The 12041-nt window shown below is 68.8% G+C and carries 11 protein-coding genes; 6 read left to right on the top strand and 5 right to left on the bottom strand.

Translation table 11 applies throughout. The annotated features are described in order from the left end of the window. Positions 1-57 precede the first annotated feature (57 nt). Positions 58-690 carry a peptide deformylase gene (locus tag F9C11_RS15715; protein WP_409185602.1) on the bottom strand — a complete coding sequence of 211 codons (633 nt, stop codon included), beginning with the start codon at positions 688-690 and terminating at the stop codon, positions 58-60. A gap of 93 nt (positions 691-783) precedes the next feature. Here F9C11_RS15715 and F9C11_RS15710 point away from each other — a divergent pair, with 93 nt between their 5' ends. Both F9C11_RS15710 and F9C11_RS15705 read left to right on the top strand, forming a co-directional pair. Next, on the top strand, positions 784-1980 hold the full coding sequence (locus tag F9C11_RS15710) for a cysteine desulfurase-like protein (protein ID WP_409185601.1): 1197 nt from the start codon (positions 784-786) through the stop codon (positions 1978-1980). Further along, on the top strand, positions 1981-2715 hold the full coding sequence (locus tag F9C11_RS15705) for an enoyl-CoA hydratase-related protein (RefSeq protein ID WP_409185600.1): 735 nt from the start codon (positions 1981-1983) through the stop codon (positions 2713-2715). On the opposite strand, the gene F9C11_RS15700 is transcribed toward F9C11_RS15705, so the two are convergent. Together F9C11_RS15700 and F9C11_RS15695 are read right to left on the bottom strand one after the other, a co-directional pair. Then, a complete protein-coding gene (locus tag F9C11_RS15700; RefSeq protein WP_409186915.1) occupies positions 2712-3227 on the bottom strand; it encodes a TetR/AcrR family transcriptional regulator in 516 nt (171 codons plus the stop codon). The two genes, F9C11_RS15705 and F9C11_RS15700, sit on opposite strands and share 4 nt — an antisense overlap. Continuing rightward, positions 3160-3753 (bottom strand): GNAT family N-acetyltransferase, encoded by a 594-nt coding sequence (locus F9C11_RS15695; RefSeq protein ID WP_409185599.1) that lies wholly within the window; start codon positions 3751-3753, stop codon positions 3160-3162. The genes F9C11_RS15700 and F9C11_RS15695 overlap by 68 nt, the downstream gene beginning before the upstream one ends. A 318-nt stretch (positions 3754-4071) precedes the next feature. Between F9C11_RS15695 and F9C11_RS15690 the strand changes: the two genes are divergently transcribed. From F9C11_RS15690 to F9C11_RS15675, 4 genes are all read left to right on the top strand, one after another. Continuing rightward, entirely contained in the window at positions 4072-4494 is a 423-nt protein-coding gene (locus F9C11_RS15690; protein ID WP_409185598.1) for a hypothetical protein, read from the top strand. 575 nt (positions 4495-5069) lie between these two features. Next, complete coding sequence (locus F9C11_RS15685; protein ID WP_409185597.1) at positions 5070-5624, top strand: hypothetical protein; 555 nt, start codon at positions 5070-5072, stop codon at positions 5622-5624. A gap of 575 nt (positions 5625-6199) precedes the next feature. Next, a complete protein-coding gene (locus F9C11_RS15680; RefSeq protein WP_409185596.1) occupies positions 6200-6649 on the top strand; it encodes a helix-turn-helix domain-containing protein in 450 nt (149 codons plus the stop codon). Beyond that, positions 6646-7188: a toxin gene (locus F9C11_RS15675; RefSeq protein WP_409185595.1), complete on the top strand. Its 543-nt coding sequence runs from the start codon at positions 6646-6648 to the stop codon at positions 7186-7188. Before F9C11_RS15680 ends, F9C11_RS15675 begins: the two co-directional genes overlap by 4 nt. A gap of 262 nt (positions 7189-7450) precedes the next feature. Here F9C11_RS15675 and F9C11_RS15670 read toward each other — a convergent pair whose 3' ends face one another. Together F9C11_RS15670 and F9C11_RS15665 are read right to left on the bottom strand one after the other, a co-directional pair. Continuing rightward, positions 7451-10846, bottom strand: coding sequence for an aminotransferase class I/II-fold pyridoxal phosphate-dependent enzyme (locus tag F9C11_RS15670; RefSeq protein WP_409185594.1), 3396 nt, complete (start codon positions 10844-10846; stop codon positions 7451-7453). Between the two features lie 107 nt (positions 10847-10953). Continuing rightward, positions 10954-11895 carry an NAD-dependent epimerase/dehydratase family protein gene (locus F9C11_RS15665; RefSeq protein ID WP_409185593.1) on the bottom strand — a complete coding sequence of 314 codons (942 nt, stop codon included), beginning with the start codon at positions 11893-11895 and terminating at the stop codon, positions 10954-10956. Positions 11896-12041 lie beyond the last annotated feature (146 nt).

Here is a 12041-nt window from a genome sequence, read left to right as displayed (position 1 = left end):
GGGGCGACTGCGGAGGAACGTATCAGCGGGCACCGACAAAAACCGGAGCCGAAGGAATCAGGGGAGGTCGAAGCCCAGTTCGCGGGCGGCCTGGGCGGGGGTCGGCTGAGTCCAGCGGCGGGCCACGGCCTCGTGGGTCGACAGGGAGCGCAGTTCGGCTCGGTCCAGGTACAGGACGCCGTGCAGATGGTCCGTCTCGTGCTGGACGATTCGCGCTGGCCAGCCGGACAATTCCTCGTCCAGGGCCGCACCGGTTTCGTCGCTGCCGCGCAGGCGGATCCGCAGGGCTCGCGCGACGACGGCCTGCCAGCCGTGCACGCTGAGGCAGCCCTCGAAGAACGCGGCGGTTTCGTCGCCCACTCGGGTGTAGGCGGGGTTCACCAGCACGCGGAACGGCAGCGGCACGATCCCGCGGGTGGCGAGGGTGGATTCGGCGACGCCGGGGCGTTCGCGCGCGCCGTCCTCGACTACCGCGATCCGGACCGACAGGCCGATCTGCGGCGCTGCGAGGCCGACCCCGGGCGCGGCGTGCATGGTCGCCCTCATGCCCTCGATCAGCGCCGACAGCATCTCGTCGCCCAGTTCGCCCTCGTACGGCCGCGCGGCGGCGCGCAGCACCGGGTCTCCTGCCTGCACGATCGGCCACGGCAACGGCTGGGCGAGCAGTTTTTCGACCTGTTCGGCGAGCACCAGCGAACCCCTCTCCAAGGGCAACGGGACAGCGGCATGATCGCACCCGCGCGGAGCACGACACTCGCCCGGGGATCAGGCAAGCTGGCAGCCGTGGCCTACGACGTGAACGCGATCCGCAAGCACTTCCCCGCGCTCGAGAACGGCGCTGCCCACTTCGACGGACCTGGTGGTTCCCAGGTCCCGGACGTGGTCGGCGAAGCGGTGTCCTCGACCCTCTGCGCCGCCATCGCGAACCGCGGCACTGCCACCGCGGCGGAGCGCCGCGCGGACGGCGTCGTGCGCGACGCCCGCCAAGCCGTCGCTGACCTGCTCGGCGCGCGTCCGGAGGGCATCGTGTTCGGTCGCAGCATGACCCAGGTGACCTACGACTTCTCCCGCACGCTCGCGAAGAACTGGGGCCCGGGCGACGAGGTCGTGGTCACCCGCCTGGACCACGACGCCAACGTCCGGCCGTGGGTGCAGGCCGCCGAAGCGCGCGGCGCGACTGTCCACTGGGCGGACTTCGATCCCGAAACGGGAGAGTTGCCGACGTCGTCCATCACGGATCTGCTCACTGACCGGACGCGGCTGGTCGCGGTCACCGCTGCTTCGAATCTCCTGGGCACGCGGCCGGACATCCCGGCGATCACCGGCGCGGTGCGCGAAGCAGGCGCGCTGAGCTACGTGGACGGCGTGCACCTGACGCCGCACGCGCCGGTCGACCTCGCCGCCTTAGGCGCAGACTTTTATGCCTGCTCGCCGTACAAGTTCCTCGGACCGCACCTCGGCCTCCTCGCGGCCGCGCCGGACCTCCTGGAGACACTGCAGCCTGACAAGCTGCTGCCGTCGAGCAACGCGGTTCCAGAGCGGTTCGAGCTGGGTACGTTGCCGTACGAACTCCTCGCGGGCACTACCGCGGCTATCGACTTCCTTGCCGACCTCGTGCCGAGCGAAGGCAGTCGTCGCGAACGTTTGCGTACGTCGCTTACTGCCCTTGAAGAGCACGAAGACGCACTGCTGCAGCGATTGGACGACGGACTCGCCGCGCTGCCGCGCGTTGTGCGTTACGGCTCACCGACGCGTCGCCGTACGCCGACGGTGTTGTTCTCAGTCACGGGTCTGACGCCGCAGGCGGTGTACGAGCGTCTCGGCGCGCGTGGCATCAACGCGCCTGCTTCGACGTTCTACGCCATCGAGTGCGCACGGCATCTCGGCCTGGGCGACGCTGGCGCCGTACGCGCGGGCATCGCGCCGTACACGACTGCAGCGGAAGTCGATCTGCTCCTCGCTGCCGTTGCGGAGCTGTGAATGAGCATCGAGACCACGGTCGACGGCCAGGTCACCACCATCACCATCAATCGGCCGGAGAAGCGCAACGCGCTCACGAAGGCGATGTACCTCGCCCTCGCAGACGCTTTCGACACTGTCCGCACGCCGATCGTCGTACTGCGCGGAGCTGGCGGCGCGTTCACCGCGGGCAACGACCTCGGCGACTTCCTCGCGCACGAAGCCGGTGATCGCACGAAGACGCCCGCGCGGATCTTCCAAGAGGCGTTGCTCGCGACGCAGGCAGTAGTCGTCGCCTCGGTCGACGGTCCTGCGGTCGGCATCGGCGCGACCCTGCTGCTGCACTGCGACCTCGTCTACGCCACCGAACGCAGCTACTTGCAGTTCCCCTTCGTCCCGTTGGGCCTCGTGCCGGAGTTTGGCAGCAGTTACGCACTGCCGCGCCGCGTCGGTCCGCAGCGAGCGACGGAGCTGCTGCTGTTCGGAGAACGCCTGCCGGCAGCCGAAGCGGCGCAACTCGGGTTGGTCAACGAAGTGCTCCCTGACGAGACAGCGCTCAGTAAGCGGGTCTCGGAACGCGTCACGACGCTCGCCGCCCGTTCGGTACGCGCGTTGACGACGACCCGCGCACTGTTGCACGACCGCACTGACCGAAGCGTCGAAGAGCGCATGGAGTCGGAGTCCAGACACTTCGCCGAACTGCTGCACGACCCGGACACTGTCGCCACGTTGCGCGCGAAGCTCGACAGGCGTTAGCGGCGGCGGCGCTTGTCCACTGCAGCGTCGAGAACTGGACCCAGCTCCTCGACAACGGTGTCGAGCGCCGTCACCGCACGCTCCACGCGCGCCAGCACTATGGCTCCTTCGAGCGCGCTGATCATCAACACTGCCAACGAAGCAGCGCGCGCCGCCGGTACGCCCATCTGCTGCAGCGCGGACACGATGGGCTTCCGCCACTCAACGAACGCGTCGTTCGCGCGCTCCCGCAACGGTTCGCTCGACGCTGCCGTGTCGGCGACTGTCGCTACCAGCGGACAGCCGGCGTCGTAGCCGATCTCGAGGAACTCTGCGCGCCAGTACTCGACTACCGCGGCGAAGAGCGCGGACGGCGTCGGGTCCGCGAGAGACTCCATGGCGCGGGTCACGCGGCGCGCGGCGTAGCGGCCGGTCCAGTCGATGGCTTCGCCGAACAGCTGCTCCTTACCGCCCGGGAAGTAGTGCTGCAGCGACCCCCGCGGCGCTTCGGCATGCGCTACTACCTCGCGCATCCCCGTGCCGCTCAAGCCCTGCGTACGCAGCAACTGCGCAGCGCTGAAGACCATCCGGTCGCGCGCCGGCCGTTCCTTCATCGAGCGTCTCCTCCGTGACCGTCAGCTCGTACTCGTTCTCGCCGCCGTACCCCGGGACGAAGCGGAACCCGCACGCCCGCAGCAATCCTTCCGCAGCGACATTGCCTTCCTGCACGGTGGCGTGCAGCGTCCAGCCTCGCCACCGCTCCGCGGCCAGCCCGACCAGACCGCGGCCGATGCCCCGCCGCTGCCACCGGTCGGCGACGAGCAGCCCCAGCTCGACCCGGCCGTCGTCCTCTGGAACTGCGTTCAGCAGCCCGGCGGGCAGGTCGGAAACCTCCGCGACCAGCGCGGTGCCGGCGAGGAGAAACCGCTGGTACCGGGACAGGACCGCGGCCGGTTCGATCGGGCCGCCGAGGGTGAACCGGCGGCTCAGCGATTCCGGCGAGCAGGTGCGGACAAGATCGGCCACGGAACCGGCGGTGGCCGGTCGCACGGCGGTCATGACAGTCGTCATAACCCGAGGGTCGCACAGGCTCGGGACTATGACAAGTGTCATGGGAGAGGTCACGCAGCCGACACGGCCCGCGCGGCCCGCCGCCGCCGGGGCCGGCGGGCGGCCACCGGTTTCGGGCAAGGGGAATTCACTTATCGTATCCGCGATACCCCATCGGCGGTAATTCCACCGATTAATCGGGCGCCGACCACGATGCGTGTTCACTGGGCCTCTTTGGGTGAAAACGGTTCCCGATACCTGCCGGAACCCCGTTTCTTCCTTATATTTTCCTCGACGCTCCGGCAGGCGAGCAAAGGAGACACGGCCATGACCCAGTCGCTCGAGGTTCCGACGAAGGAATTCTGTCTCGACTGGACGATGGACGGGGCCAATGGCGGCAGGGTGCACTTCACCCTGTCCGGCCAGGTGAGCCTGTTGGACGGCAAGCGGTTCTACAAGGTCGACGGCGTGCTGTACATCGCGGACGGCAGCGCGTACTGCCGGGAGATCGGGAACCCGCGGCTGCACGTGCGGCGCAACGGCGTCGAGGAGTCCGGACGGCAATGGGGCTGGGAAGCGATCAGTTCCCGCAAGAGCGCGAACCGGCTCTGCACAATGGACGGCTATTTCGTGCGCACGGGCTACTGGGCACCCGCCGATCGCAGCATCCAACTCGGAATCGTCGCCGAACACGGGATCACCCGGCGCCGTTCGCACAGCCCGACGACGACGATTCGAATGGTCGACTGAATGGTTCCCGGATATCGGGAGCGCCGCGCGGTTTGTACCCGGCAATGACCCGCTTCCGGACCGGACGACAGCGCACGTTTTCGCGACGGCCCAGGCAGGCGAGCTTGCCCGGGCTGTCCGCGTCGGAAACCCACGGTGACCTCCGCGCGAACATTCGGCACACAGTCGCGCGCGACCGATGCCGCGGCAAGATCGCTTACCCGCCAAGGCGAACCGCGCGAACCAGACGATCCGCCGAGGAGCCGCTGGGCCGAACCGTCGGTGCCGCAACCCATCCGCGGCCGATCCCGGCGAAAGATCAATCCAGGCAACGCGTACCGGCCTCCGGGACATTGGCCTGGACCACTCGCCGAGCGCGGAAACCGCCCCACCCTCCGCTCGTCGTCACCCACACGGGTAACCCGAGGCTGCGGGGTAAGCGAAAACACACCGGATCCCCAGGAAAAACGTGAAAAACGTTGTGCGGGACACAGCGCTCGCGCGCGCGAAAGAGGACCATGAGAGGCATGCGGAACAGGACTCGGGCAGGCAGACCACCACACCCTGGTAAACGATTGCTCCGACGGCTCGGCGCCGTGCGCAACCCGCTCGTGCGACGGTCGGACCGGATCGAAGGCGTGCTCGCCGGGATCGCCACGCTGCTGGCGCTCATCGCGATTCCCTTCGCCATGATGATCGGCAGCGAGGACATCGCCGCGGAGACCGCCGCGTCGGACGCGCAGCTGCAGTCGCGGCACCAGGTCACCGCCACGGTGCTCACGACGGCCACGCAGCCGGCCGCTTCCGTCGGCGACAGCGCGCCGATCGCCAACACCGCGCGCGTGAACGCGGTCTGGAAGCCGCCGAACGGCGCGCAGCGGACCGGCGTCGTCACCGTGCCCGCCGCGGCCGCGACCGAGGGCTCGACCACCGAGATCTGGCTCGACGACAGCGGCAAGCAGACCACCGCCCCGCTGACGCACGCGGACGCGGTCACGAACGGCGTGCTGGTCGCGGCCTTCTGCTGGCTGTGCGCGGTCGGAGTGCTGGGCGGCGCGTTCTGGGCGGCGCGGCGCGTGCTCGACCACCGGCGCGCGGCGCAGTGGGCTGCCGAGTGGGCGCAGTTCGCCGGTCCGGAAGCGGTTCGCTGACACTCGCCGAGGGTTCCGCGCCGCAAGGCGTCCGGCTCAGCGCGGGCGAATGGGCAGTCCGCTGGGCCGGAAGCGGTTCGCTGATACTCGCCGAGGGTGCCGCGCCGGAGGCCCCCGAGGATTAGCGCGGACGGGCGCGACCCGCCGACAGCTCAGCTGGCCATTGATACTCGCCGGAGGTTTCGCACCGGAAGCCCCGGCATCAGTACGGACGGCCGCCGGACCAGCGCGATCCGCCGGTCCGGCGGGCGTCTGCTGATTAGTCCGCGAGCCGGTCCTCGGCCGCGTCTCTGAAGTTCCGCACCTGGCGTAGTGCGCCGGGCCCGGAGGCAGTCCGCTGACACGTCTGCTGCCTCCGGGCCCGGCCTCGGCGGACCGAGCGGGGCGACACCCCCAGCGTCGCCCCGGGCCGGTACTACGCCTGCCGCTCTCTGCCCGGAATGTGGCGAGTTAGCCACCAGCTATCTCGTTAGGCACAGTCTTGTGGAGCCCTCCGGCGATTGTCAACTGTGAGCTAATCTGAGATAGTCGCCTTAGCTGAGAGCAATCAGCTGCAACTGGAGGGGCGTAGCAGCATGTCCGAAGACACTCAGCCGGCGGATGCCCGGCCCACCCTGGCCTCCAGACTCGACGACCTCTTCCGCACGGTGCGCCCGCAGGGAAGACACTGGACGAACGCCGAGGTGGCAGCCGAACTGAAGCGGGCGACGCCGGAGCTGAAGGTCGGCGCGGTGTATCTGTCTCAGCTGCGCACGGGCAAACGGACGAATCCGTCTCAGGAGCTGCTGGCCGCGCTGGCGAAGTTCTTCGGGGTCTCCGTCGCGTACTTCTTCGACGACGAGATCGCCGGCTCGGTGCTGTCCGAACTGGCGGCCGTGGAGGCGATGCGCCAGGCAGGCGTCCGCGCGGTCGCCATGCGCGCGGCGGGCATGCGCGAGGAGAACCTCCAGGCGATCACCACGATCATGGACCAGTACCGCAAGATGCAGGGGCTGCCCCCGGTCACGGACGAAGCGGCACGGTGACCGGCACCCCGTCCGAAGCCCCGCAGCGGCGCGAGCAACTGCGGCGGATGCGCGACGAAGGCGCCCGCCGGATCGCCGAACTCGACCTTCCGCCGAAGTACGACCTGGCCACCCTCTGCGCCCGGCTGGGCGAGATCCGCGAACGGCCGATCACCCTCGTGCCGTTGCCGATGCCCGCGTCGCACCCGTGCGGAATGTGGGTAGCCGCACGGGGCGAGGACCTGATCTTCTTCGACGCCAACACCACCGGGGCGCACCAGGAGCACATCATCTTGCACGAGCTGGGTCACATCATCTGCTGCCATCGCGGCTCGGGTCTCCTGGACGACGAGAGCGCCCGCTCGCTGTTCCCCAACCTGGATCCGGACATCGTCCGGGACATGCTGATGCGCGCTACTTATGACGACGCGCAGGAGCAGGAAGCGGAGATCATCGCCTTCCTGCTGTCGGAACGCATGGGCACGCCTGCGAAGCCGATCGCGACCACCCCCAAAGCAGGGGAAAAGCCGATGGACCGGATCGAACGCTCGCTCCTCTAGCCCCCCGGTGCCGCTCGCTCCGTGAGGCCACCTTCCCCCAGGGCTCCCTCACGGCCCTAAACAGGCACCGATGCACCCAAACAGCGAGGCACCCAGCCCCTCCCCCGCACCCCGATACGAAGCCTCCCTGCGGTCGGTGGGTGCTTGTCAAGGCATCTTTCCCGCCTTGACAAGCACCCACCGACCGTCAGCACAATCGGGCTTCGGGGTGCCCCACGCAACCACTCAAGGCGCAATGTCGCCCCCCAGGGCGACGAGCCGCTCACCCAGCCCGCAACCGAGCCAACTCATCCCCCACCACCCCGACCGCATACCGCAACTGATCCTCCCGATGCTCGCTGGTAATAAAAAACCGCAACCGAGCCTGGGACTCCTCCACCGCCGGATAAAGAATCGGATCCACCACAACCCCACGCTCATACAACGCAGTAGCCAACCTCAACGCAACCTCCGACCCCCCAACCACACAAGGCACAATCGGCGTCTCCCCCGCCGACCCAGTAGGCAACCCAGCGGAAGAAGCCAGCTCAAGGAACAACCGGGAATTCTCCCGCAACCGCACCAACCTCTCCGGCTCCCCCCGCAACACCCGAAGAGCAGCAAGGGAAGCAGCCGCATTGGCCGGAGTAATCCCCACGCTGTAAACAAACCCGGGCAGCGAATACCGCAACCACCGCACCACCCGGGCCGACCCGGCCAGATACCCCCCGCACCCGGCCAGGGACTTGGACAACGTCCCCATCCAAAGATCGACCCCGGACCGATCGACCGCGAAATGATCGCCGACCCCAGCCCCCCGAGGCCCCATAGTGCCGATACTGTGCGCCTCGTCGACCATCAGCAACGCCCCATAACGCCGCTTAAGCTCAATCAGCGCAGGCAAATCAGCGAGATCACCGTCCATGCTGTACACGCCCTCGACGACGATCAGCACCCGCCGAAACCGCGCCCGAGACCGTCGCAGCACATCCTCCAGCCGCGCCATGTCGTTGTGCGGAAACGGCTGCCGCGTAGCCCCGGACAACGCACAGCCCTGCAGAATACTGTCGTGCGCCAGCGAATCATGCACGATCAAGTCCCCGGGCCCCACGAGATGCCCGATCGCCCCGACATTCGTCGCGTGCCCGCTCACCAGCACAAGACTGTCCTCGACCCCGAGAAACGCAGCGAGTTCCGTCTCCAGATCCCGTGACAAATCCCGGTCCCCAGCAAGCAATCGGCTGCCGGACACGGAAGTCCCGTACCGCTCAACCGCCTCGTGCACCGCCGCGGTCACCGCCGGATGCCCGGCCAGCCCGAGATAATTGTAGCTGGAAAAGGACAGATACTCCCGCCCGGACACCGCCGTCGTGGCGTCCATCCGCCCCTGATGCTTGCGGAAGTACGGATTAGGCACCCCGAGGTCGTCGAATTCCTTCAACCGGGCCTCGATCGCCGCCGCCTCCGGAAACTCCTCGATCGCCGCACTGGCCGGATCCCAAGACGGAGCCGGAGCAGCGGACACCGGCGCGGCAGGCGCCAAAGCCGTTGCCGGAGCGAGCATCCCGGCCACCGCCCCCACCGTCAGCGCCCCCGACTGCTCGACCTCCAACGGCAGCCCCGGAAACCGCTTCCGCAGCCGCCCCTCCAACTCGGTGAGCATCAAGGAATCGAATCCGAGATCGTCCACGAGCAACTGCCCGGCATACAACTCGCTGACCGGATACGCAGTAGTCCGCGCGACTTCTTCCAGCACGACCGCCAGCACATCCCGCGCAGACGTCGTCTCCTCGGTCTCCTCGACCGGTGCCGCGGAGGCGCCGAGCGGCTCCAGTGTTTGCGCTTTGGCGAGCTTCGCGTCGTCGACCACCCAGTGCCGACGCGGGCTGAGCGGGCTCGGCGGCAGCGTGCAGCGCGGCAAGCCGTCCGCGACCGGTCTCAACCCGGCCCCGGTCACCGCACGCGGGGCCAGCTCGGCCGGCGGACCGTCCTCGACCGGCTCCTCCCCCGGGGACACGACCCCGGCGAACACCCCCGGAACCAGCTCGCCGCTCGACCCGGATTCGAGCGCGACCGACGCCGCGACCAGCTTGGAAATCGCGTCGGCGACGTCGTCCGCGGCCACCGCGAGCCGTTCCGGGAACAGCGTCCGGCGGGCGAGCGTGCCCGCGACGGCGGCCAGCGGCGGGTTCTCGCTGCCGAGCGTCTCGGCCACCTCCCGGGCGTGCCGGGCCAGCCCGGTCCGGTCCCGCGCGGTGAGCAGCAGCAGCCGCGGCGTCTCGGCGGGCGGAGTTTCCTGCGCCGCTTCCTCGATGACCACGTGCACGTTCGAACCGCCGAAGCCGAACGCGCTGACCCCGGCCCGGCGCGGTCCGTCGCTGTCCCACGGCGTGACCTGGCCGGCCACCTCGAGCCCGGCGTCCCGCAACGGCAGATGACCAGCGGGCTCGAAATCCGGCTGCGGCAGAATTTGTCCCTTGTGGACGGACAAAATGGACTTGATCAGCCCGGCGAGTCCCGCCGTGCCAAGGGAATGCCCGACCACCGACTTGGCCGCGCCGAGATAGGCCGGATTCCGCGCGCCGCGGCGCAGTTCGGCCAGCGCGCTGATCTCCACGTCGTCGCCGACCGCCGTCGCGGTGCCGTGCGCCTCCAGGAAACCGACCGACGCCGGGTCGACGCCCGCGTCCCGGTAGGCCCGCCGCAGCGCCAGCAGCTGGCCGGACTCCTGCGGCATCATGCCGCCCTTGACCGTGCCGTCGTTGGACAGTCCGACGCCGCGGATCACCGCGTACACCCGGTCCCCCGCCGCCCGCGCGTCCGCGAGCGGGCGCAGCACCAGGACTCCGGCCCCCTCGCCGAGCACGAACCCGTCGGCGCGGCGGTCGAACGGACGGCATTCGCCTGCCCGCGAGATCGCGCCGATCCGGCACAGGCCCACGAACAGGTCCGGGGCCAGGATCAGCTGCGCGCCGCCGGCCACGGCGATCCGGCAGCGGCCCGCCCGCAGCGCGAACACCGCGTTCGCCACCGCGGTCAGCCCGCCGGAGCAGGCCGAATCGAGCGCGTAGCTCTCGCCGTGCAGGTCGAAGACGTTGCTGATCGAACTCGGGCCCATGTTGAGCAGCAGCCCGGCCATCGCGGTGGCGTGCAGGCCGCTGACCGCGGACGCCGCCTCGGCCATCGCCGGATCCCCCGCCCGGCCGAATTCGCCGCCGATCAGCTGCTTCAGCCGCAGGTGCAGCGTGCTCATGTCGCGGTATCCGCTGTCGCTGAGCGACATGATCACCGACGTGTCGTCGCGGTCGAAGCCCTCGGCTTCCCACCCCGCGTCCTGCAGTGCCTCGCGGGTCAGATCGACCAGCAGCCGGTGCTGCGGGTCGAGCGATTTGGCCCGTCGCGGCGGGATCTTGTAGTGCCCCGCGTCGAAGTCCCCGACGTCGTCCAGCAGCGCCATCCGGTCGGAGTAGGCCGCGGTGCTGTCCCGGAAATCGTCGTGGTAGAACGCGTCGCGCCGCCACCGCGAATCCGGCACCCGCCGAAACTGCGGTTTGGGCTCGCTCAGCAGATCCCAGTACTCGTTGACGTTGCGCGCCCCCGGAAAACGGCATCCCATTCCGACAACGGCGATGTCCTGGCTATTTTCGGATTCTTCCCGCCCAGATGCTGCAGACCCCATGGCATGACTTCCTCGTGCCGATTCCCACCCAGTCGACACCGAGATTGCCCGTTCTTACCCAGTTTTTCAAGTGCATTGGGCAAGGTGCGGAGGAATGCACAGGCAACTCAACTCACGGTAGCCAAGCGATCACGCCACCAGGCCACAGTTCCGGCCATTTGATCTTTCTCCGGGGTCGGCGCAATCCCGAAAAATTCCTGTGCCGCACGGGAATCGAGCTGGTAGGGGCGGTCGAACTGGTACCGGACCTCCCCCAGCTCGCGCAACATCGGCGAAACAAGCGCCCCCGCCTTCAGTAACGTCGGGGAAAGGCGTTGCACAGCCACCGGAGGCACTCCGGCCGCCTCGCACAACAGCGCGACCATCACGCGAGCGGACCTCGGCGGACCAGTGGGCACATGCCAAGCCTTGCCCCACGCCTTTTCTTCGCGGGCGGCGGCGACCAGCGTGCGCGCGACATCGGAAATGTACGTCCAACTGTGCGGGGCGTCCGGATCGCCGAGCACCTGCACTTTTCGTCCCCGCAGCACGTTCGGAACCACCCGGGCGGCGAGATGTCCGCCGTCGGTCACTCCGGGACCGAAGAAATCGGAAGCCCGCACCTCGACCATGCGGATGCGGCCTTCGCCGTGCAATGCGAGCAGTTGTTCGGAGAGCAATGCCCGGATCCGGCCCTTGGTTCCGGTGGCCGCGAGCGGCAGATTCTCGGTGAGCGGACCGTCGACCGGGCCATAGCCGTACAAATTCCCCAGCGAGACCAGCAGCGCGTCATTGGCCTCGGCGGCGGCGCACATCGAGGCCTGCAGCGGCGGCCAATCGGTCGCCCACCGAGGATAAGGAGGGCTCGCACAGCTGTAGATCGCCGCCGCGCCCTTGGTCGCTTCGACGAGTGCGGCCTGGTCGGCGGCGTCGAGCGCGACGTGCTCGAGCCCCGGTTCGTTCTCCCGGGGCGAACGGCCGATGACCCGGACTCGTTCTCCCCGTTCGGCCAGCAACGCGGCGGTGGCCGCCCCCGCCGGTCCGTACCCGATCACCACCTGAAGATTCATGACGACACCCTAGTCAGGGGCGCCTTCCGCGGCGGCCGGTCCGGGCCCGGCCGCCCATTGTTCACCGCGGGGCTACCCGCGGCCGTTGCCGAGCAGGCCGCCGACACCCGAGATCCACTCGGAATTCGCCCAGGCCAGAACCAGTT

Origin of the sequence: Amycolatopsis sp. VS8301801F10, assembly GCF_046195355.1 — a bacterium.
Classification (GTDB): domain Bacteria; phylum Actinomycetota; class Actinomycetes; order Mycobacteriales; family Pseudonocardiaceae; genus Amycolatopsis.
Note: the sequence above shows the minus strand (reverse complement) of the source record. Positions and strands in the feature narration are given on the sequence as shown.

What these genes read in the sequence shown, in the direction of transcription:
- F9C11_RS15705 (WP_409185600.1), top strand. Translation starts at nt 1,981, where the DNA reads ATGAGCATCGAGACCACGGTCGACGGCCAGGTCACCACCATCACCATC.
- F9C11_RS15700 (WP_409186915.1), bottom strand. Translation starts at nt 3,227, where the DNA reads ATGCGCGAGGTAGTAGCGCATGCCGAAGCGCCGCGGGGGTCGCTGCAG.
- F9C11_RS15695 (WP_409185599.1), bottom strand. Translation starts at nt 3,753, where the DNA reads ATGACCGCCGTGCGACCGGCCACCGCCGGTTCCGTGGCCGATCTTGTC.
- F9C11_RS15690 (WP_409185598.1), top strand. Translation starts at nt 4,072, where the DNA reads ATGACCCAGTCGCTCGAGGTTCCGACGAAGGAATTCTGTCTCGACTGG.
- F9C11_RS15680 (WP_409185596.1), top strand. Translation starts at nt 6,200, where the DNA reads ATGTCCGAAGACACTCAGCCGGCGGATGCCCGGCCCACCCTGGCCTCC.
- F9C11_RS15670 (WP_409185594.1), bottom strand. Translation starts at nt 10,846, where the DNA reads ATGGGGTCTGCAGCATCTGGGCGGGAAGAATCCGAAAATAGCCAGGAC.
- F9C11_RS15665 (WP_409185593.1), bottom strand. Translation starts at nt 11,895, where the DNA reads ATGAATCTTCAGGTGGTGATCGGGTACGGACCGGCGGGGGCGGCCACC.